A 25,648-nucleotide genomic window follows, 5' to 3' on the forward strand; every position below is an offset into this window, starting at 1 on the left:
CATCCGAAATACTCGGAAAAACAATTGAATGTCTTTCTTTTCTCTTCGCTGCAGTGTTTCTTTATTCTATTTCATCCGGACTGTTTTAGCAATTCCGCGATATTCGCGAAATTCGGCTGAAACAATCGGATGAGCCCGCCACAAAGCATCGGATGAAATCCGCTGCTGTGTTTTTGGGCTGTTGCCGGATCCGGGAGTCTTGCCTGCAGACCATGTCCGCCATGCACTCACCGGAGCAACTCACTAAACTTTACACAGAGTTCCCGGTCCTTGCAAACCGCGGGAGTGTGACCTCCTGCACCCTGCCGGGCCGGCTCCTGTGCAAAGCCTGTGCGCCGTCAAAACCAGCGATTAATAGTCTGCGCCAGGAGCTTCTCAGCCGGCAAGTTCGGCGGCGGTTGTCCTGCTCACAGCGGCGAATTCCCCCGCAGATACTGCAGCTGCGCGGCCACCGACAGTTCCGCCGCGCCCCGAACATTTGCCGGCACGTCCGAGTACACCAGGTCCGCCACGGTGGAAACAGCAGCGTCAGCGCCGGCTTCGGCCAGTGCGGAGCGAATCTGCTCCAAACGCTCCTGCCGGTGGTCCCGGTAGGTCAGAACCACGGTGCTGAGGTCCGAAAGCACCGGGCCGTGTGCCGGAAGCACGGTGGCGTGCCCCAGCTGGGACAGCCGTTCCAGACTGGCCAGGTAGTCCCCCAGCGTTCCGTCTGGAAAGTCCAGCACAGTGGTGCCGCGCCCCAGGATGGTGTCTCCGGTCAGCACCGATCCGCCCGGGCCGTCGGCCGGAAGATGGAAGCAGACCGAATCAGAGGTGTGGCCCGGCGTGGCCACCACCGTGATGTCCACTCCCCCGGCCCGCAGCTGCTCGCCGTCGGCCAGAGGTTTTCCGTCCACACAGTAGGCCGGATCCAAGGCTCGGACCGGCGCACCGGTCATTTCGGCAAACCGCACGCTGGCTTCGGTGTGGTCGGAATGCCGGTGCGTGATGAGGATCAGCTCAACGCTGCCGGCAGACGCCAGCAATGCCAGATGCCCCTCATCCAGCGGCCCCGGGTCCACCACCACCACGTGATCGGATCCTTCAGCGGCAATGACATAGCTGTTGGTCCCCTCCAAGCTCATGGGGCCGGGGTTCGGCGCCAGGGCAAAGCGGGTCAGCGGACTGCTGCGGATCAGGGTGGTGGCGGACATCGGGTTCCTTTGTTAAGCCAGTGTTAGGCCAGGCGGGTCAGCCAGCCGTGGGTATCTTCCACGGTGCCGGTCTGGACGCCCAGAAGCTGTTCGCGGATGGACATGGTGACCGGTCCGGCAACGGCGTCGGCCGATCCGATGGTCTCGGTTTCGGTCTTGAGCTCGCCCACCGGGGTGATGACGGCTGCTGTACCGCAGGCGAAGACCTCGGTGATGTCGCCGGAGGCCACACCGTCGCGCCATTCGTCCAGGGTGATCTTGCGTTCCTGAACATTCAGGCCGCGGTCACGGCCCAGCTGCAGCACGGACGAGCGGGTGATGCCGTGCAGGATGGTTCCGGACAGGGAAGGAGTGACCAGCGTGCCGTCCTTGAAGACGAAGAAGACGTTCATGCCGCCGAGTTCTTCCACGGCATTGTCATTGAACTCGTCCAGGAAGAGCACCTGCTTGCAGCCGTGCGCCTCGCCTTCCATCTGGGCGATCAGGGACGCGGCATAGTTGCCGCCGCACTTGGCTTCACCGGTGCCGCCGCGGCCTGCGCGGGCGTACTTGGTGGACAGCCAGATGGAAACGGGCTTCAGTTCGCCGCCAAAGTAGTTACCGGCCGGCGATGCGATGACGCGGTAGGAGACCTCACGGGCCGGGCGCACCCCCAGGAACGCTTCGGTGGCGATCATGAACGGGCGCAGGTACAGGGCTGCGCCGTCGCCCTCGGGGATCCAGTCCGCATCCACGGAAACCAGCCGGCGCAGCGATTCCAGGAACAGCTCCGGGGGCAGTTCCGGCAGGGCGAGCCGGCGGGCGGAGAGGTTCAGGCGGGCCGCATTGGCTTCCGGCCGGAAGCTCCAGACGGAGCCGTCCGCATGCCGGTAGGCCTTGAGGCCCTCGAAGATTTCCTGGCCGTAGTGCAGCACCGAGGCGGCGGGGTCCATGGCGATGGGGCCGTACGGTTCAATCCGGGCGTTCTGCCACACGCCGGTGCCGGTTTCATCCACCTTGTAGTCAATGACGGCGGTGTGATCCGTGAAGTAGTCGCCGAATCCGGGGTTGGCCAAGATGGCCGCACGCTCCTCGGCCGGCAACGGGCGGGTAGAGAGCTGCTGGGAGAATTCCAGAGCGCTGACAGACATTTTTCCTCCACGGTGGGCGACGCGGGCCGCCCGACGAAACGGTTATTGGTACTTCCCGAGCTTATGACACCGCTGCGGCAATCGCATTGCCAACATCCGCCGTCGTCCGCGGTTCTCCGGAACGTGCGACGACGTCGTCCTCCACTGCGCGTTCCACGCGCCCCGCTTCCGCTTCCAGGCCAAGGTGGCGCAGCAGCAGGGCCGCGGAGAGAATCGCGGCCGTGGGGTCGGCTTTCTGCTGGCCGGCAATGTCGGGGGCGGAACCGTGCACCGGCTCAAACATGGAGGGGAAGGTGCCGTCCATGTTGATGTTGCCGGACGCCGCCAACCCAATCCCGCCGGTCACCGCAGCGGCCAGATCCGTAATGATGTCGCCAAAGAGGTTGTCCGTGACAATCACGTCAAAGCGTGACGGATCCGTCACCAGGAAAATGGTGGCCGCGTCCACGTGCAGGTAGTCGTGGCTGACCTCGGGGAACTCGACGGCGACGCGCTCCACCGTCCGCTTCCACAGCCGGCCGGCGTAAACCAGCACGTTGTGCTTGTGCACCAGGGTGAGCTTTTTGCGCGGCCGGTCATTGGCGCGGCGGAAGGCATCCCGGACCACGCGCTCCACCCCGAAGGCCGTGTTCAGGGAAACCTCGGTGGCCACCTCCTGCGGGGTGCCCTCGCGGAGCACTCCCCCGTTGCCGGTGTACGGACCTTCGGTGCCCTCCCGGACCACAATAAAGTCAATGTTTCCCGGGTTGGCCAGCGGGCTGCCGACGCCGGGATAAAGCCGGGACGGGCGAAGGTTCACAAAGTGGTCCAGGCTAAACCGCAGCTTTAACAGCATTTCCCGTTCGATCAGGCCGGAGGGAATGCTCGTGTCCCCCGGAGCTGCCCCGACGGCGCCGAACAGGATGGCGTCGTGGCCCTTGAGTGCCTCCAGTGTGTGATCCGGCAGGGTTTCGCCGGTGCCCAGCCAGTGCTCGGCGCCGAGTGGATATTCCGTCAGCTCGAACTTCACGGGACTTTCCGAGCTCACCGCCAGGAGCACCTTGACGGCTTCGGCGGTGACTTCGGGGCCAATGCCGTCACCGGGGATGACGGCCAGGGACACGGTGGAGGACTGTTCGCTCATTCGGCCATTCTAGGAAGGCAGTCCACATCCCGGGCAAACTGTCCCACATGCTGGACTAGACTTCTTCGGCTCCGCCCGGATACACGAGCGTGAGGTGGCTTGGCGCCCCGGCGTCCGGTTCGCGGCCGTCTACCCGGAACAGCTGCCCCATGTGCGGCTGCCCCTTTGAGCACTCCGCCTCCACCAGCGCCAGCGGACTCCATCCGCTGCCGGTGTCGCGGATAATCCGGATACTCTTCCACCGCCCATACGCAGCACCGGTCAGCAAATCCTCCAACAGGGTGCGCGGCTGCACCGAGCGCCAGGAACCGGTCCAATCGATCCCCAGTTTGTTCAGCTCCTCTGGACCGGCCTCATTTGGCCCGCGCAGCAGGATCCCGGCCTGCGCCAGCACCGCAGCCGCTGCTTCGTCAGCTGCTTCCGCAACCACCAGTGCCGGACGCACCGACTGATTCCTCAGCTCCCGGGCCACTTCCGGGGTGAGTCGCTCCAGATGGAGGGCTGCACGGGCAGGCTGTGGAGCAGCTACGGGAAGACCCACGGTCCGGAAAAGCACCGCCAGCGAGTGTCCGGACAGATGGGCACGGTAGACGGTTCGCATCTGGTCCCAGGCGGCAGTTTTACGAGAAACCTCGTCAGACATCCAGCGGGCAAGATGATCCCGGTAGGACAACTCGTCAGCGGAAACGGGAAAAACACCTCCGAGCGAGCTGCCAATCCCCGCCCCGTCCGCGCTGTACACCACGGTTCCGCTGGCCGCGATTTCCACCACCCGGCGCGAAAACATGGTTTCGGACCATGGGGCGGAGTTGAAGTTCAGGTGCACCGGAAATGCTTTGTAAGCGTCAAGGGTTTGCGTATAGGTCAAGCCGCCGCGGATCCGTTCCCGGAGTTCCTCCGGGTAAGCCTTGCGGGCCTCGGGATCGTTGTTGTGCCGGTCGAAGATCACCGGCCCATAGGGCTGGCTCGCCGCGAACAGCCGAAGCATCTGCCGGGACCGTTCAGGAAACCGGCTGCCGTAGTAGGTGCCGGCGTAGGCCACAGCCTTTTCCGGCGTGCCTGCTCCCGGCAGCGGGTTATGCAGGACGGGGTCCGCAAAAAATGCCAGCGAAGAATGTGTGAGGCCCTTTGCCCGCGGATTCTGCTGATAGTGCGGCAGAGATCCGTTATCCGTGGTCAGCACATGGTCAAACAGTCCGGCAACCCGGCGGAACCGGCGGTAATGGATGGGGTCTTCCTTGTTCCAAAAGACGGTGGGAATGCCGCGCGAACGGCAGGCCGCCACCAGCGCAGCAAGGTTTTCGTATCCTTTTTGGTCCGTGTAGTAGTCGGAGACTTCCCAGGCTCCGTTGTTTCCCAGCCACGCCGACTCCACGATGAGGGCATCCCACCGCTCGGTTTCCAGCTCCTGCTGCCAGCCCCCGGGTGTGACGGCGGTGGTCCGCAGAGAGTTTTCCAGCAGCCGGCCGGTGAACTCATCACTAACGACGCCGATCTGCAGTTCCTGCAGTGAACGCAACGGCGCAGTGCTGCGGCCGGGCAGAAGTTCCAACGTCACAGGATTCGCCTCGGCACCCTCATCCCCCACGGCGGAATCGGCAAGCTCCGGGACCGGTTCAAACGCAACGGGGATACCCAGTCTCCGCCCGGCCACCAGGACCGCCAAGCGGGTGGCTTTCCCGCCGTCGGCCAGCAGCACCGATGGACGGCGTAGCCGCGCCTCGCGCACAATCGCATCAGCGGCACGGTCCAGGAAATGATGCGGATTAGGCGCACGGATATCGGCGTCGGGACTGTAGACGTGGACTAGCCCGGCGGGATCGTGGGTGCGGATCCTCCGGGGATAACCAAAGGGACGGCCGGTGTCCCAGGGATAACCCGGGCGGAAAAGCACGACGACGTCTCGGCCAAGGTCCGCTGTCCTCCTGGCCGCGGTGAGACGGTCCTCCGAGTCTGCAACCACCAGGACCCGGTTGAGTTCGCGGGTGTAGGCCGGCGAAAGGGTGCGGGGCGGAACGGGGTAGCTGGCGGCAGACGCACCGTCGGGTTCCGGCATGGGCGGCGGAACCGTCGTGGACAACGGAGCAGGCGTCGAGTCCTGCCGGCCGGCAGGATTGGACCCGGCGGCTGCGACGCCAAGTTTCCGGGCCAGCGCACGGGCAACCCGGGTCACAGATGCCGGGCCGCCCGCAACAGTTTTCCGCCTAAGAGCGGCGTTTTCTTCGCGAAAAGCCTTCAGGGAACCACGGGCCTGCGCCAGTTCACGGTGTAGGTCATTTTTGGCCGTGAGCATTTCCTCGTAGTCGCGCTGATATGCGGCGGCCTGCTGCTCAGCCCAAGTGAGGCGTGAGGCCAGATAGGAGATTTCATTCTGAGCGTCGTCGGGCGCGGGGAGCGAAGGATCGGCTTGTTCGTCGCGGTGTGGCATCTATTCCTCCTCCAGTTCCAGCACGGACTCGAAGATGCGTGCGCAGTTCTCTGCGTCGCGGTGTGCAAATGTTCCCGCAGCCCGCTCGGCATACACGGAACTTGTGTGGAATCCATTCCGTTCCAGGGCCTCGAGGTTTTTCAGGAGCTCATCGACGCTGCCCGCCACGGGGCCAAAGCCGTCGCGGTGATAATCAAAGTAGCCGGGGCGGGCCGGGTGGTCGCCGCGCAGGAAGGTTGCTGCATCGAACTGGAAGTAGAGCACGTTGCGGTCGATGTACGCGGCGTCAAAGGCGGTGGAGGAATAGTCCGTGACAAACGCGGCCGATTCCAAAACCAGGTCATGCAGGCTGACACCGGGCCGGGGATACAGCTCCACGTGCTCGGGCAGGGCGTCGCCGGTGAGTTCCGCCGCCAGCGATGGATGGACAAAGAAGGCCAGCCGGAAGCCGGTGCGGCGCAGGAGGGCGAGTAGCCGGGGATCGGAGATGAAGGCCATCCACTGCCGATAGAACGCGCTCTCGCGCAGAATGGCGCGCCGCTCCGCCGCAGTGGCTGCCCGGTCCATGTCCTCGGCCACGTTCATGCGCCAAGTGGGCATGACCGTGATGGTGGTGGGGGCCGATCCCTGCCGCGCCAGCTGTTCCGCCCGCTGGTGCAGGGCGTCGAAGCGGGCCAGTCCGGTCAGCCGCACTTCGCGTTCGGTCACGGTGTAGACGCTGCCGTCCGCGGTCAGTGACGCATATTCGGCCGGAGTGCTGGTGATGAAACGGTCAAGGCGTTTGTCATTGAGCCACCGGGAGAGGTCATTCCAGATCACTCCGTGCTGCAGGAACACAAACCGGCCGGAGCCGCCGCCAAACCGCTTGCGGTCAATCGGAAAGTAGGACGGTAATGCCGTGTCGGAGGAGATCCGGTACTTTGCGTTCAGCGCCAGGAGCACCAGTTCGTCGCTGCCCCAGGGCACGAGCCGGAAGCCCTCGTCCTGCAGCCGGGACCAGTCCGGTGAATCGCTCTTGAGCACAAACCAGGCGTTGATGTCCGGCTGGTGGCAGGCGAGGTACCGGTAGAAGTGCTCGCCGTTGTCGAAACCGTGGTCCGGGCGGTCCATCACCAGCCAGGCGTCCTGATACCGGGCGCGGACTTCGGGAGTTGCGGCGCGCAGCTTCAGTTGTTCGTCCGCGGCAGCCTGCCCTTCCTCCGGGGGCGCGACGGGCGTGATGCCGAAGCGGCCGAGCTCCGGCGTCGAACCCGCCGCCGTTCCTGCGCCCGGATGGAAGGCTCGGCGCACCCGGGACTGAACCCGACGGCGGAGCCCTGCGGCGGGAATGAGGCGGGCCGCCCGCAGTGCGGTACGTTCCGGCAGCGCACTGTCCAGGCGCAGATCCGCTGACGTGTCCTTGGGCAGGTAGCGTGCCTGCGGAGGTCCCGGCCGGGACCGGATTTCGAGCGTGCTGCCGCCCAGGTCGCAGCTGGGCTCTTCGGCAGCGAGAAGATGGACCAGCCGCTGCCAGGCGAACACTTCGCCAAAGAATTCATGGGCAATCCGCTTGGAGGTGGCCGGAGTCAGCGGGGATCCGGCCGGGTCGAGGTACTGCTCGGCGGGCGCATCTCCGCGGTAGAAGTACGCATACCGGCGCACGCTGCTCTGCGGGGAGGGCGAGTCGACGTACCAGACGGCGGGGGCGTTCCCCTTGAAGCGCAGGGCCACCGCGGTGCGGATGTCGATGCTGACCGGCACCAGCGCAAAGTCCAGGATCGCCTCAACATCAATGAAGGCCAGGATGCGCTGCAGCTGCGCCAGGAAGTCCCGCCGCTGGGTTGCAGTAAGTGCGGCAATGGGGTGCCGCATGGCCCGGTCGGCCAGAAAATACCACATGATGTCGTACAGCACCGTGTTCTGAGCCCACCGCGGGACGGCGCCATGCTCGTCTGCGAGCGCGTGCAGCAGGGCCAGATAGCCGAAAGTAAGCACGGAAGTGTAGCGGTGGTCCGAGGCCCAGCCCGACTGGGCCAGCGACGTGCCCGCGGCGCGCTGCCGGTAGTAGTACCGGGCGTCGGGAACCAGTCCGATGGTCGGCCGGGGGCAGCTGTTCAGGTAGCGGACCACCAGATGGGCGTCCTCAAAGGTGGGACGGATCCGCTCGTCGAACCGCAGCCCGGCCGTGTCCAGCACTGCCTTGCGCAGGAACACGGTACCCGCGCTCAGGTGCACGTAGTGGGGTTCGCGATTCAGGTCCACTATGCGCTCGCCGGAGGAGAACTTCCAGGCCAGAGCGTGAGTATCCTGCACCTCGCCCGTGTCTTCAAAAAACTGGATCAGCCGCCCGGTTACCGCTGCCGCCCGGTCATGGCGGTCCCGGCGGATAAACTGCGCGACCCGTTCCAGATACCCGGGGTCCAGCACATCGTCGGGGTCGCAGAACGTGATCCAGGGGTTGTGGGCAAGGTCCAGTCCGCGGTTCCGGGCTGCACCGGGGCCGCCGTTGGCGCCGGTCAGGATCCGGATCTGCTGCGGATATTTGCGCTGCCAGGCTTCCATCCGCGCCAGGGAAGCGTCGGTGGAGCCGTCATCGACGAGGATGATGTCCAGCCGGGCAAACGGATAGCGCTGCTGCTCCAGGGATTCCAGAAAGGCATCCAGGTACGCCTCGGCGTTGTACACGGCGGACACGATGGAGAACAGCGTCTGCCCCTTTCCTCCCGGTCCGCTCATGCCCGGCCCGCTTCCAGCAGGTTCGTCCAGCGCGGGAGCACTGCTGCCGCGTCGTAGGTTTTGGCCAGGACCAGCGCCGCGGCACTTTCCCGTGCCAGGGCCTGCGGATTCGTTGCGGTGGCATGGATGAAGCCGGCTGCGGCGGCGGGGTCTTGGAACACCCAGCGGGCATCGAAGATGTCTGCCGCTCCAGGCCGGTCCAGCAGCACCGGCACAGCGCCCGACGCCGCACCCTCCAGGGGTGCCACATGGAACGTTTCGCGGTGGCTGGGTGAAAGACAGAACCCGATGCGCCGGAACCAGGACGCCATGTCCGGTCCGAACTGTTCGAAGGCCACGCGGGAGCGCAGCCTCGGAGCGGCCTGCAGGCGGGCGAAGAACTCCCGGTAGGCTTCCTGCTCGCCCACGCGGCCGTTCCAGAACCAGTCGTATTCCCAGGGGTAGCGGCTGCGGATGTGCAGCGAGTACCGGTCATCGTGTTCCAGCAGGGCTTCCAGAATGTCCAGTGCACGGTCCGGGCGCTTGAACCAGGGAACCATTCCTGCCAGGCCGAGCCGGAATTCGGCGCCGCTTTCCTTGGGCCGGAGGAAATCCTTGGCGTCCACCATGTTGGGAATGACGAGCGTCTTCTCGCGGGGCCATCCGGTGACGGCCAGGACCTGTTCGCGGAAGAACTCCGAGACCAGGACCACCGTGTCCACGGCGTCCATCTTGATGTCCTGCAGCCAGTCCCCCCGGATTTCAAAGCCGTGCAGGCGGATGATCAGCTGCTGATCCGGACGCACCTGCTGCGAGTACCAGACGGCGTTGCCGCCGGCCCATTCGCAGATGACAGTGTCCGCGTCCGCGAGCGCCCGCTGGGACGCAGCCTCGTCGTGGGCGTGCAGGGAAGTCCACTGGTCAATGCTGAGCGCGTACCCCGGATGTCCCTGCAGATGGTTCGCCAGCTCACCGGTGAATTTCAGGTCATGACCGGCAAGCAGTACCCGGCGGGCACCAGCACCCGGCGTAACCGGCGTAACCGAAGCTGTTGCCGGGCCGGCGTCGTCGAACACGGCAGCCCCGGCTATGCGCACCTTCCCGGCGCTGGCGGGCACAAAGGCTTCCAGCAGGCTTCGCTCATCTTCATCTGCGGCGAGCAGGAAGCGCGACCCCTGTGCAATCTCCCCCAGCTTGGTGCGCACCCCCGGGAAGGGCAGCTTGTCCTCACCGGGAGCATCGTCAACAAACGGCACAAGCCTGCCGGCAAACGCCTCATCCGAAGCCAGCGCATAGGCGAGCGAAAAGCCGTGGCAGATGACGGCGTCGTACTCCTGGGCGGAGTGCTTGGCGCGGGCCGCCGCGATCAGGGCAGCGCGCGTGCCACCGGGAACGTCTGCGGCGCGTAGTACCTCCGCCGCGGGAAAGGACGTGAGAATCCGGGCGAGGACCGGCGGCGTTTCGGAGTGCGCGGGAAGCAGTTGTTCGGAAAGGACGAGGATCCGTTCACCGGACATGTGAAGCCTCCGCCGTGGACCAGTGCTGGAGTTCAGCGAGCAAGCCGGAGCCGGCCGTCCCTTCCGGGTTCAGGTCTTCGCCCGCCAGCGGCAGAACATTGCGGCAGAGCTTTCGAAGTGTGGAAGTGTAGAACCGGTCCGGCTCGCCGGAATCCAGGAGAACGGTGGCGATGTGCAGGCCCTGGCATTGGCGAATCAGCTCGGCAAGCTCGCGGAAAAGAATGCTGCCGGCTCCCGTTTCCGCGTGCGCCCACAACCCGGTGTCCAGTGACCGGCGGTCGATGACCAGCATCCGCGGAGCACCCCGGCGGACCTGCACGGTTGCGGCCCCCGGCAGCAGCTGCGCCACCGGCCCATGGGCCTGCAACAGCTGGCTGAGTTTCGGTCCGACGATGGTGAGGATGGCCGGTCGGGAATCGGAGGACTCTGCCGGCCGTTCCAGGATCAACTCGCCCAAATAATCCCGGGGGTCTTCGGCACCGCCGCCGTTCACTGCCGCCGCGCGTCCTACGGCGGGCGCGGGCGCCGGTGGCGCCGCAGAGACAGGCATGGAGATGGGAACCTTGTTTCCGCGGAGCTTTGCCGCCAGTCCCGAGAGCTGACCCCGCAAACCAACTCTGCCGTGCTGCACCAATACCGTCCTTGCCTGCGCTGATAGTCCGTGCTCATCCTAGCCGACCCCCTCTGCCTCCCTAAGATCACCCTCTGGCATGAGGACCCGGCAGCCGCGCAGGCCCTAGAGTTGTTGTCCATGCTCGTGCACCGCCGAATCCAAGCCTGGCTGCAGGCAAATCCCTTCAAGGTAGACGCCACCCTCATGCTCTTCGGTGTCCTGATCTTTGTGCTTTCAGCGGCGGCTCTCGGCGGCCCTCATCCGGTCTTTGACGTTGTGCTCTCCCTGGGCATTGTGGTGCCGCTGGCCTGGCGCCGGACCCGGCCGGTGCTGTCCGGGTCCATCACCGCCTTCTTTTACCTGGTGCAGGTGGTCTTCAGCGGTTTCCCCCTGCCCGCGGACCTGCTGGCGCTGGCCACCGTTTTTGCACTGGCCGCCTATGCCCCGCGCTGGGCAAGCCTGGGCGGACTGGCTCTGGCCCTGGGCGGCGGGGTGCTGTTCGTCATCCGCTACTTCGGTTTCCCGTACGCAGGCTCCTCCTCCGTTGAACTGGCCATGTACGCCTTCAGCCTCATTGCCTTTGAAGCCGTGATCCTGGTGGCCTGGACCTTCGGCGATCTGGCCCGCACCCGCAGATTGGCCATCCAGGCGCTGGAGGACAGGGCCCGGCGGCTGGAAACCGAGCGCCAGCAGGAGCGCGATCTGGCCGCCGCTGACGAGCGGACCCACATCGCCCGGGAAATGCACGATATTGTGGCCCATTCCCTCTCCGTCATCATCACCCAGGCCGACGGCGCCCGGTACGCGAGCGCCCAGGATCCCCAGATCGCGGCCAAGACCCTGGCCACCATCGCGGAAACCGGCCGCGGCTCGCTGCGGGAAATGCGGCGCCTGCTTGGGGTGCTCCGCGGAGATGAGCTGGCCTCCACCCGGCCGCTGCCGTCCCTGGCCGATGTCTGTTCTCTGGTGGACGCGGTCAAGCGCGCCGGAGTGGAGGTGACGGTGACCGAAACCGGCACCATGCGCCGCCAGCTTCCCGCCGGAGCGGAGCTGACCGCCTACCGCGTCATTCAGGAAGCCCTGACCAATGTCCTCAAGCACGCCGGACCAAGCGCGCGGGCCGGCGTCGAACTTCAGTGGACGCCCCGCGGGCTGGAGATCAATGTGCACGACGACGGCCGCGGCGCCGGTGCGGACAGCCCGCCGCCCGCTCCCCCGGTGGCCGGTTCCGGCCAGGGCATCAACGGCATGACCGAGCGGGTGGCCCTCTACGATGGAAGACTGGTTGCCGCTCCCGCCGTCGGCGGAGGATTCCGCGTGACCGCATTCATCCCCTATACGGAGGCCTGAGCATGACCGGCACCCCCGCCACCCCGTCCGGCACCGAAGCCCCCGGCTCCTCCGGGTCCGCCCCCATCCGGGTAGCCCTGGTGGATGACCAGCAGCTGGTCCGCGGCGGCTTCAAGATGCTGATCAACTCGCAGCCCGACCTGACCGTGGTGGCCGAGGCCGGCAACGGCGACGAAGCCGTGCGGGTGCTCTCCTCCGTGCGCGCCGACGTCGTGCTCATGGACGTGCGCATGCCCGGGATGGACGGCATCGAGGCAACGTCACGGATTTTGGAGCGCGCCGCCGCGCAGCCCAAGGGTTCCAGCGACGCTGACCTGAAGGTGGTGGTGCTGACCACCTTTGACCTGGACGAGTACGCCCTGTCCGCGATCCGAGCCGGTGCCAGCGGTTTCCTGCTCAAGGACGCCCCGCCGGAGGAGCTGCTCGAGGCGATCCGCACCGTGTACCGCGGGGACGCAGTGATTGCGCCGTCGACCACCCGCCGACTGCTGGACCATGTGGCACCCCTGCTGCGCGAGCCCACCGCAGAGGTGAGCCGGCACGCCGCCGACGTTGACCGCCTCACGCCCCGCGAGCGCGAAGTGTTCGGGCTGATCGCGCAGGGACTGTCCAATCCCGAAATCGCGGGCCGCCTCTTCCTCTCCGACGCGACCGTGAAAACGCATGTGGGCCACATCCTGGCCAAGCTGGGCGCCCGGGACCGGGTGCAGGCTGTTGTCATCGCTTACGAAACCGGTATTGTCGCCCCATAATTCCACCACCCATCCGGAGGTGATCCGTGGCCGGTGAAGCAGATGCCCGCTCCCTGTGCCTGGCCCTGCCCGGTGTCACCGAGCGGCTCAGCTGGAAACAACCAGCTTGGTTTGCCCGGACGCTGATGGCCCGGATCTGGGCGGACGGCGTCCTCACGGTGAAGACCACGGAGCGGGACGGCCTGGCGGGGACGGCACCGGAGACGTTCTTCTGGACACCGCACCATGAGCGTTCACCCCTGCTGGTCCTGGTGCGGCTGGACCAGGTGGACCGCACTGAGCTGGAGGAACTGCTCCTGGAGTCCTACCGGCTGGCCGGCCCGCTTCCACCCACGGTATGAGAAGACACGTCCGGATCCCCGCCCCTCCTCCGATGCCCCGGCATCCCTGGGCCACATAGCTTAGGGGTATGACAACCCTTACTGAGCACTCATCCGTGCCCGGCGGCACCACGGCCGCCGCTGCCGCCTCCGCCCTGAACAAGACCTACGGCTCCGGGGACACCGCCGTCCACGCCCTGCAGAACGTGGACGTCACGTTCGAAGCAGGCACCTTCACCGCCATCATGGGCCCCTCCGGCTCCGGCAAATCCACTCTCATGCACTGCCTCGCCGGCCTGGACACCGCCGACTCCGGCCGGATCTGGATCGGAAACACCGAGATCACGGCGCTCAAGGACGCCGAGCTCACCCGGCTTCGCCGGGACAGCGTGGGCTTTGTCTTCCAGTCCTTCAACCTGGTGCCCACCCTCACCGCCGAACAGAACATCACCCTCCCTGTTGCCCTGGCCAACGGCAAGGTGGACCGGCAGTGGCTGGAAGAAATCACCGAAACCCTGGGCCTCACCGGCCGGCTCAAACACCGCCCGCATGAGCTCTCCGGCGGCCAGCAGCAGCGCGTGGCCGTGGCCCGTGCCCTGCTGACCCGCCCCCACGTGGTCTTCGGCGACGAGCCCACCGGCAACCTGGACTCCAAGTCCGGAGCAGAGGTGCTGTCCCTGCTGCGCCGGTCCACCCGGGAAATGGGCCAGAGCATCATCATGGTCACCCACGACCCGGTGGCCGCTTCCTACGCGGACCGTGTGGTGCTGATGAACGACGGCGCCCTGGTGGGCGAGTTGTCCAAGCCCACCCCGGAAACCGTGCTGGCTGCCCTGACCAAACTGGGGGCCTGAGCATGCTGCAGGTAGCGCTGGCGCAGGTGCGCCTGAACGCCCGCCGCTTCATTGCGGTATCACTGGCGGTGCTTATTGCCGTTGGGTTCCTCACCTCCACCCTGATCATCAATTCCTCCTCCAAGGCTTCCCTGACGCAGAGCGTGGGCCAGGGCTACAGGAACGCGGACCTGGTGGTCACCGCCCAAACGTCCTACACCGAGCCCCCTACCGTGATCAGCCAGCAGATGGCCGACGTTGTCCGGAACACTGACGGGATTGCCGGAACGTACGCGGTCATTTCGTCCTACGTGACCTTCGGGGAAGGGAAAAACACCTCCTTCGCCGAGTTGAGCAACACCGCGGAAGACCCCGCACTGTTTCCGGTCGACGTCGTGCAGGGCTCCCTGCCCACCTCAGACGGCGAAGTCGCCGTGGACCAGGACACCGCAGACCGTCTGGGACTCTCCCTGGGGTCTGTGCTCTCACTTACCCCAGGCGGGGAACAGGACGCTGCGGCGACCGAGCTCACCGCGAGCGCCATCGTGTCCACCTCCCGTGACCCCATGAAGATGGGCACACCGCAGCTCTACGCCTCCGCCAAAACAGTGGGACAGTTCGCCGGTGCCGAGCAGGGGTTCCGCAGTGTCCAGGCAAGCCTGGAACCCGGCGCCAATCTGGAGGCCGTCCAGGCTGCCCTGGGGCAGGCCATGAACGACGCCGGATTCGCCGGCCTGGCAGTGCGCACCGTGGCGGAACAGACCGAGGAAACAGTCTCCATGTTCACCGGCGGCGAGGACCAGCTGACAATCATCCTGCTGGCCTTCGCAGCCGTGGCTCTCCTGGTCTGTGCCCTGGTGGTTTCCAATACGTTCTCGGTGCTGGTGGCCCAGCGGACCAGGGAGCTGGCGTTGCTGCGCTGCATCGGAGCCGCCCGCTCGCAGATCCGCCGCTCGGTCATTGTGGAAGCGCTCCTGGTGGGCGTGGTTGCGTCCGTTGCCGGTGTGCTGGTGGCGGTGGCTCTGGTGGGTGCGATCGTGGCCTACCTGCAAACCATTCCGGAGAGCGGCTTCGCTACACTTTCCGTCTCTCCGCTCTCCGTCTTTGTTGGCCTGGGCGTCGGCGTGCTGATGACCGTGCTGGCCGCGCTGGTGCCGGCTCGCGCCGCCACGGCGGTGGCACCCCTGGCCGCCCTGCGGCCGGCGGACGATGTGCGTGCCGGCTCGCGCCGCGGCAAGGTCCGATTGGTCAGCGGACTGGTACTGCTGGCGGCGGGCGCTGCACTGCTGGCGGCCGGTGCGCTCCGGTCCGACCTGCTCCTGGCGCTCCCCGGCGGCATGCTCAGTTTTGTGGGCGTGCTGATGTGCGCCACCCTCTTTGTTCCTTCCCTGGTCCGTGCCGTCGGATCCCTTGCGGCTCCTCTCGGGGTGCCGGGCAAGCTGGCGGCAGTCAATGCCGTGCGCAATCCGCAGCGAACCTCGGCGACGTCGTCGGCCCTGCTGATCGGCGTAACACTGGTGGCCATGATGATGACCGGCGCAGCAACCGCCAGGGACTCCCTGAGCGGGCTCCTGTCCCAGGAGTTTCCGGTGGACGTTGCCATCAGCGGCAGCCTGGCGGACGGTTCCTCCTTTAGCGAGGGCGACACCGCTACAGCCCTTGCGGTTCCCGGCGTGACCGAGGCGGCCCTGCTGCCGGTGGCCGGCACCGCCGACATCGACGGCTGGCCGACCGAGGTCTATGCACTGGATCCCGCCGATACCTCAGTACTGCAGGACACCACCGTGGACATCGCACCGGGGAGCATCCTCATGCCACAGGGAACCATGGAAAAGACCGTCACGGTCAACGGAGCCAAGGGCAACCTGGAATTGGATGTCGTGCTGAGCGAAAGCTCCTCCATGAATCCGCTCATCACCAGCGCAACCGCTGATTCCCTGGGCGGCGCGCCGGAAATCACCAATCCCGACGTCTATCTGTCCGGACCGCAGCTGTGGCTCGCTGTGGAGGAGGGTCTGAGCACCAACGAGCTGATGGACCTGCGCGCGGATCTTGCCGAGGCGATGGGTGTGGAGGACTACATGATCTCCGGGGCGGCCATTGAACGGGCGGCCTTTGAACAGGTCATCAACGTGCTGCTGATGGTGGTGACCGGACTGCTGGGCGTGGCTGTGGTGATTGCCCTGGTGGGTGTGGCCAACACACTCTCGCTCTCCGTGCTCGAACGCACGCGGGAATCATCGCTTCTGCGGGCGCTCGGCCTGACCCGGGGGCAGCTGCGCGGAATGCTGGCGCTGGAAGCGGTGCTGATCGCCGGTGTTGCTGCCCTATTCGGTACGGTGCTCGGTGCGCTGTACGGGTGGCTCGGCGCGCAATCCGCCCTCGGCGCCTTCAGCCCCGTGGCGGCGTCCATCCCGTGGGGACAGCTCGGCCTGGTCCTGGCCGTGGCACTGCTGGCCGGCCTGGCTGCCTCGGTGCTGCCGGCCCGCCGCGCGGCCCGGCTCTCCCCTGTGGCAGGACTCGCGGCGGACTAACCTCTCGGACCATGGGACCGCGCAGGGGCACCTTCCGGCGCCGTATCCGTGCACAGGTTCCCAGTCTCTGGGGCTGGTGAGGCTCTTGGGGCCTCACCAGCCCCAGCAGGCAACACAGAGTGGGAACCCGTGTCAGGAGCAGCCGGCGGATTGGCCAATTGGGCCCGGTTGCTCGCGGCTGATACACGGATCTGACAGGATAATCAGCAAACTGATCAGCACGAGTTGAAGGAGTACGTCATGTCTGCTGCCGGAGCCGGTTGGAAACCCAAGCACGAATCCTTGTCCGCTTACCTGGACGACCATCTGCTGGGCGCGGAAACCGGTGTGCGGCTTTTCGGAGCAGCCCGCCGCACCTGGGCCGGTTCCCAGTACGAGCAGTCCTTCCTCGACTTGGAGAAGGAGATTTCCGGGGAACGCGATGAGCTGGAGCAGCTGATCCTCACCTTGGGCTACCGTCGGAGCCCGTTCAAGCAGGCTTTGGCCATGGCGGGTGCGGCGGCCGGTCGGCTGGGGCCGCTCAACCCGTTGAGCACCGGCGGCGGAACTTCAGGACAGTTTGAGCTGGAGACGCTGCAAGCCATTGTCCGAGCCAAGGAATGCCTGTGGCGGACCCTGCTGGCGCTGGCCCCGCATGACTACCGGTTCAATGTGCCCCGGTTGAAAGAAGTCCTGGAGATGGCCGGCAGGCAGCAGGACACCCTGGCCCGCATCATGGAAGAGACGGCTCCGGCACGTTTCCTCACCGGCCCGCTCCCGGCAAGATCCTGACCCCCACCCACCCTTTCGCCGAACTAACAGAAGATGCTCCTCTGAAGCTTCAGAGGAGCATCTTCTGTTAGTTCGCGGGCCCGACGGTGGGTCAGCGGGCGGGTCAGCCGGCGGGTCGGCCCGACGGCGGGAGGAGACCCCCTAGTCGGCGGGTTCCTCGTACCGGGGGAAGATCGGCGCCGGAGCCGGCAGCGGAGTGCCGGGCACCAGCGGGGTGCCGATCGCGCTGAACCGGCGGGCGGCGTCGTCGAACTGGCCCAGAACCGTGAGCAGCTTGGCCGCACTGTCCGGCATGACCGGCTGAATCAGGATGGCTACGATACGCAGCACTTCCAGGGTCACGTACAGCACGGTGTTCATGCGCTCGACGTCGGTCTTCCGCAGCACCCAGGGTGCCTGCTCGGCGAAGTACGCATTGGTGTCACCGAGGACCTTCCACGTCGCTTCAAGCGCGCCGTGGAAGTCCTGGACGTCGTAGGCCTTGCGGGAAATCTCCAGCAGCTCCCCCGCCGCGGCCAGGAGAGCCTTGTCCTCTTCGGTGAACTCGCCGGGCTGCGGGACAGCAGCCCCGCAGTTCTTGGCCACCATGGACAGGGACCGCTGGGCCAGGTTGCCCAGGTTATTGGCCAGGTCCGAGTTCATCCGGCCCACCACGGCCTCATGGCTGTAGGAGCCGTCGCCGCCGAAGGGCACCTCGCGCAACAGGAAGAACCGTACGGAATCCAGGCCGTACTGGTCCGCCCATTCCTTGGGCGCCACCACGTTGCCCAGGGACTTGGACATCTTCACGCCCTTGTTGTGCAGGAAGCCGTGGATCATCACGCGCTTGGGCAGCTCCAGCTTTGCGGACATCAGGAATGCCGGCCAGAAAATGGCGTGGAAGCGGGAGATGTCCTTGCCGATCACGTGGACATCGGCGGGCCAGTACTTCTTGAAGGCCTCGGACTCGGTATCGGGGAAGCCGACGCCGGTGAGGTAGTTGGTCAGCGCGTCCACCCAGACGTACATCACGTGCTCCGGGTTGCCCGGAACCGGCACGCCCCAGTCGAAGGTTGTGCGGGAAATGGAGAGGTCCTCAAGGCCGCCCTTGACGAAGCTGATGACCTCGTTGAATTTGGACTGCGGCGCGGCGAAGGTCGGCTGGGACTCGTAGAGCGCCAGCAGCTTGTCCTGGTAGGCGGAGAGGCGGAAGAAGTAGCTTTCCTCCTCGGTCCAGGTCACTTCGGTGTCGGTTTCCTTGGAGTACCGGATGCCGTCTTCGCGGACCTCGGTTTCGTCGTCGGAGTAGTACGCCTCGTCCCGGACCGAGTACCAGCCGGCGTACTTGGAGAGGTAAATGTCCCCGTTGGCTTCCATCCGCTTCCAGATGGCCTGCGCTGCGGCGTAGTGGTCCCTGTCCGTGGTCCGGATAAAGCGGTCATGGGAAATGTTCAGGTCCCGGCTCATCTGCGCGAAGGCCGCGGAGTTCCGGTCCGCCAGCTCCTTGGTGGTGATGCCTTCCTTGTCCGCGGACTGCTGCATCTTCAGGCCGTGCTCATCGGTGCCGGTCATGAAGAAGACGTCGTAACCGTCCAGCCGCTTGAAGCGCGCCATGGCGTCGGTGGCAATGGCCTCGTAGGCGTGGCCGATGTGGGGCACGCCGTTGGGATAGGAGATGGCCGTGGTGATGTAGAACGGGGTCTGGGAATCGGAAGAAGTCACATAAGAAAATTACCCTGTTTGGCCCGCGGTTGTCGCTTCGCGTCCATCAGGGCCGTGCCCGCCAGGCGGAGGTGCGCCTTTGTGCACGTGTGAGGTATTCGGCCGTGTCGAACCGGGAAAGGTACCCCAGGCCCAGCAGCACCGCGGTGGGGACTGCCGCCACGATGTACACCAGGAGGGCCGCCGCGGCACCCAGATCCGGAGACCAGCCCGGTCCATCGCCCACGAGCCCGAACAATGCTGAGCCGCATACCAGAACCGACAAGATGATTTCCACTAGCGTCCGCGTCCTGTGCCGCCGGTAGCTGGTGTTGAGTAGGAGAAGAAGCTGGAGCAGCGGTAGGCCCAGAAATATCTGGACCGGGAACCCCGCGAATGCCAGGAAAAACAAAATGAGGGCAGCAACATAGCCGATACCTGCGGCCACAGGAGCAGCTACGGCATACAGAAGGATATGGAGCACACCCTTCGGGAGCCCGCCGCGCACTCCGTACAGCGCAGTCCCCAGCGCCCAGGCCGGCAATAAAGCTGTGAGGATCCCGGCATAGATACCGGGCTCGGTGAATATGAGGAGGATCGTCACCAGAAGCACCGCAAACGCATAAACGCCGGCACGGAGCATCAGTGCTGAAGGACGGACCGGAACAAATACCGCAAGTCCCACCAGCGCGGCAGCAGCTGCATAGATCAATGCGGCACCCGGCTCAACCCATCCGATCACGCGCCCGTCAGCTGACGCCGAAACCATGGCAAACATGCTCAGCCATACGAGCAGCAATGCCGGGGCGAACCAGCTGAGTTCCAGCGGCGTTGCCCCGTCGTCACAGTCGGCCGGTTTCCCGGGCTCATGTTCCGCAGCGTGGTCCATGTGCATCCCCCCACCCCGGTCCGGCTGGAGGCTCTGCCCGGGCCCTTGATGTCCTCTTGTGGGCTCAGTCTAACCGGGGCTCAGGACAACCGGGGCGCAGGACCCATCAGCGCAAACAGGTGAAGCGCAATGCCCTATGCCCGGGGTCCGGAACCGGCGTCCAGTACTCCCGTCAGGACCGGGCCCGTCGCCGCGAGCCCGGCCCGCACCAGCACCACCCCGGCCGCAATCGATGCCGCCAGGAAGAGCATGGACACCGGGGCGAAGAGCACCGCGGCTCCGGTGAGGGGAAAGATCAGCAGGGCGGGCACTGCCGTAGATACAACGCTGACCAGTAGCAGGGGCTGCATCACGGCGGAGATGCGGGCGGCGTCGATGACCTCGCGCGGCATGCCCATCCGGTCCAAGCTGCGGTAGAGCTCCGCCCGGTCCAGCACCGTGGCGGCCTGGTTGATGCCGGCTGAGCAGGCGACCATCAGGAATCCGGCGATAACGGTGATCAGTACCCCCGTCATGACATCCCCGGGCAGGAAATCCTCGGGCCCCTCTGTCTGCACGCCCTGCAGCAGGGCGGCCCCGGCACCGGCAACGACGGCGGTGAAGCACACCATCGACAGCGCGCTGACCTGACGCCACGCCGCTTTCGGCGCATCCAGCACGATCCGCGCGGCAAGCAGCGCCTGCGGAGTTGCTGCCCGGCGCAGCCGACGGCGGGCGGAGACCGCCACCAGCCACGGCCCCACCAGGTTCAGGACCGCCAGCCCGGCGGCAAAGGCACCGAAAAGGACGGCCAGGGCCACCGCCGCCACAGCGATGGGCGTCATCAGGGCCAGGACACAGCCGGCGATGATGAGTACCGCGGCAATAGCCCGGCTCCCCCGCACCTTTTGCGGGACGTCACGGGTGCGGACTCCCAGCGGCGAAATGACCACCCGGCGCAGGCCGACGGCGGAGCTGACCGCGGCCAGGGCGAGAACCGCCAGTACGGTCGCGGCAACGGCTACCGGGTGCAGCCAATAGGCCGCCCCCAGCGGTGCTCCGCGGAAATGGATCAACTGAACAAACGGCGCCAGCACCAGATACCCGGCCGCGCCGGCCAGCGCGCCGGCGAGCGCCTGAGCGGTGGCCTCCACAACCGTCACCTGGCGGACTGTCTTGGCCGAGGCACCGAGCAATCGCAGTGTTGAGAGGTGCTCGTCACGGCGGCGGGCGGAGAGCCTCGCAGCCGAACCACCCAGGGTAATCAGGGGAAGCACCAGCAGGACAAGCGCAAAACAGGCGAGCAGCAGATACAGATCTCCTTCCTCATCCCCCCATTGCAGAAAGGACAGGGCACCGGCAAGGACCGTCAGCAGCAGCGTGGTCACCACGGCAAAGGACGCCGCAGGCAGCAGGGCAGCAGCACGCCCGGCGGTACCGGGGCGGTTCAGAAGCCAGGCGATACGCAGCGGAACGGCCAGCTGAGAGGAACTCACCGTGCCGACGACGGCGGAGGAGACGCCGGCGCTCATCGGAGCGTTCCTGCGGCGCCGGTGGGCTGGGCCGTGTCGGCCACAATGACGCCGTCCGCCAGGGTTATCACCCGGCCGCACCAGTCGGCGACGGCGGAATCATGGGTGACAACCACCAAAGACCGCCCGGTGTCTTCCACAGTGCCTAGCAGCAGGCGCATCACGTCAGCCGACGTCCGGGAGTCGAGCGCGCCGGTGGGTTCGTCGGCGAACAGCACCCGGGCGCCGGTGACCTGTGCCCGGGCGATGGCCACGCGCTGCGCCTGCCCTCCGGAAAGCTCACCGATCCGCCGCCCCTCCATGCCGGCTAGTCCCAGAGTAGCCAGCGCCCCCGCCGCCGCCTGCTCGGCCTGCAGGCGGCCCGTGCCGCCGAGCATCAGGGCGAGGGCCACGTTCTCCCCTGCGGTGAGCTCGGGAATCAGCAGTCCCTGCTGAAATACGAACCCGAAGTCCCGCCGGCGCAGGACCGAGCGGGCATCGTCGTTCAGCGAGGTGACCTCGATCGGTGCGCCGGCGCTGCCGAACAGCCGGACGCTGCCGCCGTCGGGCTGCACAATGCCGGCCAGGCAGTGCAGCAGGGTGGTCTTTCCGGAACCTGAGGCACCCATCACCGCCACGGCCTCGCCGGGCCGGACGGTGAGGCTGACGCCGGCCAGGGCGGGGGTGCCGTTATAGGTCTTGACGAGGTTATCCGCTTCCAGCAGGGGCATATTGGGCATGGGTGCAGTCATGCCTCCATAATTCCGCGGCGCTGGTGTCCGGGGCCTCGGAGCCCGGCATGAACTCCGCGGAGGGTGCCTCCTACCCTGGGCGGACACAGCCGCACCCAAATAAGCAGCACCCCAATAAGCAGGGACCGGCCCCGCCGAAGCCGGACCGGTCCCTTGAGCTGCGCTCGGGGTGATTAGCCCTGCAGGTCAACCTCGCGGACCACGGTGGCGCCGATTTCGGTGCGCAGCGTTTCCAGCACTTCCTGCGGCACCGAAGAATCGACGGTCAGCAGGGACAGCGCCTGGCCGCCCTCGGTGTTGCGGGCCACCTGCATGCCGGCGATGTTGATGTCCTTCTCCCCCAGGATCCGGCCCAGGGCGCCGATGACGCCGGGGCGGTCGGCGTAGATCAGCACCAGCAGGTGCTCGCTGATGGGGATCTCCAGGTCGTAGCCGTTGACGCCCACGAGCTTTTCGATCTGCTTGGGCCCGGTCAGGGTGCCGGCAACCTCCAGCTGCGTGCCGTCCGAGAGCGCACCGCGGATGGTCAGCACGTTGCGGTAGTCATCCACCTCGGAGGTCTTGAGCAGGCGCACCTCAATGCCGCGCTGCTCGGCCAGGACCGGGGCGTTCACGTAGGAGACCTGCTCGGAGACGATGTCCGTGAAGATGCCCTTGAGCGCGGCCAGTTCCAGCGCCTTGACGTCCAGGGCGGCAATTTCGCCGGCTACCTCAATGTCGATGGCGGTGACAGAGTCTGAGGAGAGCGCCGTGAAGATGCGGCCCAGCTTTTCGATCAGCGGAATGCCCGGCCGGACATCCTCGGCGATCACGCCGCCGGCAACGTTCACGGCGTCGGGCACCAGTTCGCCGGCCAGCGCCAGGCGGACGGACTTGGCCACCGAAACGCCGGCCTTCTCCTGGGCTTCCTCGGTGGAGGCGCCCAGGTGCGGGGTGACAATGACGTTGTCCAGTGACTGGAACGGCAGGTCGGTGGAGGGCTCCTTCACGAAGACGTCCACGCCGGCGCCGGCAATCTTGCCCTCTGTCAGCGCGGTGTAGAGCGCATCTTCATCCACCAGTCCGCCGCGTGCCACATTCACCACGTACGCGGTGTCCTTCATCTTCTCGAAGGCCTCGGCGCCGAGCATGCCCAGTGTTTCGGGGGTCTTGGGCATGTGGATGGTGACAAAGTCGGCCTGCTCCAGGAGCTCGTCCAGGGTCACCAGCTTCACGTTCAGCTGGGCGGCGCGGGCCGGGGTGATGTACGGGTCATAGGCGAGGATTTCGGTGCCGAAGCCCTGCAGGCGGGCGGCCACCAGCGCGCCGATGCGGCCCAGGCCGATGATGCCGATCTTCTTTTCGAACAGCTCAATGCCGGAGTACTTGGAGCGCTTCCACTCCCCGCCCTTGAGCGCAGCACTGGCCTGCGGAATGTGGCGGGCCAGGGACAGGATGTGCCCCACGGTCAGCTCCGCGGCGGAGATGATGTTCGACGTCGGGGCGTTGACCACCATGACACCGGCCTGCGTGGCGGCTTTGATGTCCACGTTGTCCAGGCCCACGCCGGCGCGGGCAATGACCTTGAGCTTCGGAGCAGCCGCAATGGCTTCGGCATCCACCTGCGTGGCGGAGCGCACCAGGATGGCATCCACATCGGCAATGGCGGAGAGCAGCTGTGCCCGGTCCGCTCCGTTGGTGGAACGGATCTCAAAATCGGGGCCCAGCGCCTCGACTGTGGCCGGGGAAAGTTCTTCCGCAATAAGTACGACGGGCTTGGTGGCTGTCACCGGTGACCTCTTTAGCTGTGGTGGATTCTGGTGGGGATCTTGGTGAAGCGTTTTTCTGCGCAAAGAGGCCGAACCCGTTGAACCGGGTCCGGCCTCTTTACCGAAACGGCTTGCTCCTTGGAGTTTAGCGTTTCGCTGTTGGGCACACTCAATCGTGTTCCCTGTATTACCGGCAGGTTACCGGCTTCCCGCAATCACAGGACGTAACTAGCGGGAGACGGAGCCCTCGGTGTAGTCGTCGTCGGACTTGATCCAGGAGAACAGCTTGCGCAGTTCGCGGCCCGTGGACTCGATCGGGTGGTCTTCGCCCTTTTTGCGCAGTTCCTTGAACTCCGGAGCACCGGCGTCCTGGTCGTCGATGAAGCGCTTGGCGAAGGCACCGTTCTGGATGTCCGCGAGGACAGCCTTCATGTTTTCCTTGACCTCGGGCGTGATGACGCGCGGGCCGGAGACGTAGTCGCCGTACTCGGCGGTGTCCGAAACACTCCAGCGCTGCTTGGCGATGCCGCCCTCAACCATCAGGTCAACAATCAGCTTGAGCTCGTGCAGCACCTCGAAGTACGCGACCTCCGGCTTGTAGCCGGCTTCGGTCAGGGTTTCGAAACCGTACTGGATCAGCTGCGAAGCGCCGCCGCAGAGCACGGCCTGCTCGCCGAAGAGGTCCGTCTCAGTCTCTTCGGTGAAGGTGGTTTCGATGACGCCGGCACGGGTGCCGCCAATGGCCTTGGCGTAGGACAGTGCCAGTTCCTTGGCCTTGCCGGACGGGTTCTGCTCGACGGCGATCAGGTCGGGAACGCCGCGGCCTGCTTCAAATTCGCGGCGCACAATGTGGCCCGGACCCTTGGGGGCAACCAGGGCAACGTCGACGTCGGCCGGCGGCTGGATGTAGCCGTAGCGGATGTTGAAGCCGTGGCCAAAGAACAGGGCGTCGCCGGCCTGCAGGTTCGGTGCAATCTCCTCGGCGTACACGAAGCGCTGGACCTGGTCCGGGGTCAGCACCATGATCAGGTCGGCTTCGGCAACGGCGTCGGCCACGTTCAGGACGCGCAGGCCTTCGGCTTCGGCCTTGGCGCGGGACTTCGAACCTTCCTTGAGGCCAACGCGGACGTCGACGCCGGAATCACGCAGGCTGAGGGCGTGGGCGTGGCCCTGGCTTCCGTAGCCGATCACCGCGACGGTGCGTCCCTGGATGATGGACAGGTCGGCGTCGTCGTCGTAATACATGTCAGTCACAGTGTTTCTCCTACTGAAGTTTCTTGGATAAAGGTTTGGTGCGGAACGGGCGTTGGAAGCCTAGGCGCTGCGCAGGGCGCGGTCGCCCATGGACTTGGCGCCGCGGCCGATGGCCAGCGTTCCGGATTGGACTATTTCGCGGATGCCAAAGGGTTCAAGCACTGCAAGGAGTGCGTTGAGCTTTTCGGCGGTGCCTGTGGCTTCAACAATCAGCGAGTCGATGGACACGTCAACCACTGAAGAGCGGAACAGCTCGGCTGCCTGGGTTACCTGCAGCCGGGTTGCGGCATCCGCGCGAACCTTGACCAAGATGTGGTCGCGTTGCACGGAAGACTCGGGAACCAGCTCAACAATCTTGATGACATTGACGAGCTTGTTCAGTTGTTTGGTGACCTGCTCCAGCAGATCGCCTTCGGCCTCGACCACCACGGTGATGCGGGAGAGTCCCGGCACCTCCGAGGGGCCAACGGCCAAAGAATTGATGTTGAATGCCCGGCGGGCAAACAGGGACGCAACCCGGGTCAGGACACCGGGAACGTCTTCAACCAGTACGGAAAGGGTGTGGCGTGCCATGGCC

Annotated in this window: 20 protein-coding genes; 6 read left to right on the forward strand and 14 right to left on the reverse strand. The window is 65.9% G+C overall.

Annotated elements, in window-relative coordinates:
• Window positions 1-407: 407 nt before the first annotated feature.
• From ABIB35_RS13650 to ABIB35_RS13680, 7 genes are all read right to left on the reverse strand, one after another.
• A complete protein-coding gene (locus ABIB35_RS13650; RefSeq protein ID WP_354182249.1) occupies window positions 408-1,193 on the reverse strand; it encodes an MBL fold metallo-hydrolase in 786 nt (261 codons plus the stop codon).
• Between the two features lie 23 nt (window positions 1,194-1,216).
• Window positions 1,217-2,323 (reverse strand): branched-chain amino acid aminotransferase, encoded by a 1,107-nt coding sequence (locus tag ABIB35_RS13655; protein WP_354182251.1) that lies wholly within the window; start codon window positions 2,321-2,323, stop codon window positions 1,217-1,219.
• Between the two features lie 61 nt (window positions 2,324-2,384).
• Window positions 2,385-3,446 carry a 3-isopropylmalate dehydrogenase gene (locus tag ABIB35_RS13660; protein ID WP_354182253.1) on the reverse strand — a complete coding sequence of 354 codons (1,062 nt, stop codon included), beginning with the start codon at window positions 3,444-3,446 and terminating at the stop codon, window positions 2,385-2,387.
• Between the two features lie 55 nt (window positions 3,447-3,501).
• A complete protein-coding gene (locus tag ABIB35_RS13665) occupies window positions 3,502-5,874 on the reverse strand; it encodes a CgeB family protein (RefSeq protein WP_354182254.1) in 2,373 nt (790 codons plus the stop codon).
• Window positions 5,875-8,589 (reverse strand): bifunctional glycosyltransferase/CDP-glycerol:glycerophosphate glycerophosphotransferase, encoded by a 2,715-nt coding sequence (locus ABIB35_RS13670; RefSeq protein ID WP_354182256.1) that lies wholly within the window; start codon window positions 8,587-8,589, stop codon window positions 5,875-5,877.
• Window positions 8,586-10,085 (reverse strand): glycosyltransferase family 4 protein, encoded by a 1,500-nt coding sequence (locus tag ABIB35_RS13675; protein WP_354182258.1) that lies wholly within the window; start codon window positions 10,083-10,085, stop codon window positions 8,586-8,588. The genes ABIB35_RS13670 and ABIB35_RS13675 overlap by 4 nt, the downstream gene beginning before the upstream one ends.
• Complete coding sequence (locus ABIB35_RS13680) at window positions 10,075-10,635, reverse strand: hypothetical protein (protein WP_354182260.1); 561 nt, start codon at window positions 10,633-10,635, stop codon at window positions 10,075-10,077. The genes ABIB35_RS13675 and ABIB35_RS13680 overlap by 11 nt, the downstream gene beginning before the upstream one ends.
• Window positions 10,636-10,836: 201 nt before the next feature.
• Between ABIB35_RS13680 and ABIB35_RS13685 the strand changes: the two genes are divergently transcribed.
• The 6 genes from ABIB35_RS13685 to ABIB35_RS13710 all read left to right on the forward strand — a co-directional run bounded on the left by ABIB35_RS13685 (window position 10,837) and on the right by ABIB35_RS13710 (window position 17,258).
• Entirely contained in the window at window positions 10,837-12,048 is a 1,212-nt protein-coding gene (locus ABIB35_RS13685) for a sensor histidine kinase (protein ID WP_354182262.1), read from the forward strand.
• A 2-nt stretch (window positions 12,049-12,050) separates the two neighbouring features.
• Entirely contained in the window at window positions 12,051-12,800 is a 750-nt protein-coding gene (locus ABIB35_RS13690) for a response regulator (protein ID WP_354182264.1), read from the forward strand.
• Between the two features lie 26 nt (window positions 12,801-12,826).
• Entirely contained in the window at window positions 12,827-13,141 is a 315-nt protein-coding gene (locus ABIB35_RS13695; RefSeq protein WP_354182265.1) for an MmcQ/YjbR family DNA-binding protein, read from the forward strand.
• Window positions 13,142-13,209: 68 nt separating this feature from the next.
• On the forward strand, window positions 13,210-13,974 hold the full coding sequence (locus tag ABIB35_RS13700) for an ABC transporter ATP-binding protein (protein WP_354182267.1): 765 nt from the start codon (window positions 13,210-13,212) through the stop codon (window positions 13,972-13,974).
• Between the two features lie 2 nt (window positions 13,975-13,976).
• Window positions 13,977-16,487, forward strand: coding sequence for an FtsX-like permease family protein (locus ABIB35_RS13705; RefSeq protein ID WP_354182269.1), 2,511 nt, complete (start codon window positions 13,977-13,979; stop codon window positions 16,485-16,487).
• Between the two features lie 240 nt (window positions 16,488-16,727).
• Window positions 16,728-17,258, forward strand: coding sequence for a hypothetical protein (locus tag ABIB35_RS13710; RefSeq protein ID WP_354182271.1), 531 nt, complete (start codon window positions 16,728-16,730; stop codon window positions 17,256-17,258).
• Between the two features lie 141 nt (window positions 17,259-17,399).
• Here ABIB35_RS13710 and metG read toward each other — a convergent pair whose 3' ends face one another.
• From metG to ilvN, 7 genes are all read right to left on the reverse strand, one after another.
• Window positions 17,400-18,959: a methionine--tRNA ligase gene (metG, locus tag ABIB35_RS13715; RefSeq protein ID WP_354182273.1), complete on the reverse strand. Its 1,560-nt coding sequence runs from the start codon at window positions 18,957-18,959 to the stop codon at window positions 17,400-17,402.
• Between the two features lie 46 nt (window positions 18,960-19,005).
• Window positions 19,006-19,827: a hypothetical protein gene (locus tag ABIB35_RS13720; protein ID WP_354182274.1), complete on the reverse strand. Its 822-nt coding sequence runs from the start codon at window positions 19,825-19,827 to the stop codon at window positions 19,006-19,008.
• Window positions 19,828-19,961: 134 nt separating this feature from the next.
• Window positions 19,962-21,338, reverse strand: a complete 1,377-nt coding sequence (locus ABIB35_RS13725; RefSeq protein ID WP_354182276.1) for an FtsX-like permease family protein — start codon at window positions 21,336-21,338, stop codon at window positions 19,962-19,964.
• Window positions 21,335-22,069 carry an ABC transporter ATP-binding protein gene (locus ABIB35_RS13730; protein ID WP_354182278.1) on the reverse strand — a complete coding sequence of 245 codons (735 nt, stop codon included), beginning with the start codon at window positions 22,067-22,069 and terminating at the stop codon, window positions 21,335-21,337. Before ABIB35_RS13730 ends, ABIB35_RS13725 begins: the two co-directional genes overlap by 4 nt.
• A 173-nt stretch (window positions 22,070-22,242) precedes the next feature.
• The gene (gene serA / locus ABIB35_RS13735) at window positions 22,243-23,838 is read right to left on the reverse strand and encodes a phosphoglycerate dehydrogenase (RefSeq protein ID WP_354182280.1); all 1,596 of its coding nucleotides are present in this window, start codon (window positions 23,836-23,838) and stop codon (window positions 22,243-22,245) included.
• Window positions 23,839-24,045: 207 nt separating this feature from the next.
• Complete coding sequence (ilvC, locus tag ABIB35_RS13740) at window positions 24,046-25,071, reverse strand: ketol-acid reductoisomerase (protein WP_354182282.1); 1,026 nt, start codon at window positions 25,069-25,071, stop codon at window positions 24,046-24,048.
• A gap of 60 nt (window positions 25,072-25,131) precedes the next feature.
• The gene (ilvN, locus tag ABIB35_RS13745; protein WP_354182283.1) at window positions 25,132-25,644 is read right to left on the reverse strand and encodes an acetolactate synthase small subunit; all 513 of its coding nucleotides are present in this window, start codon (window positions 25,642-25,644) and stop codon (window positions 25,132-25,134) included.
• Window positions 25,645-25,648 lie beyond the last annotated feature (4 nt).

Origin of the sequence: Arthrobacter sp. UYP6 (assembly GCF_040547315.1) — a bacterium.
In the GTDB taxonomy this organism is placed as follows: domain Bacteria; phylum Actinomycetota; class Actinomycetes; order Actinomycetales; family Micrococcaceae; genus Arthrobacter_B.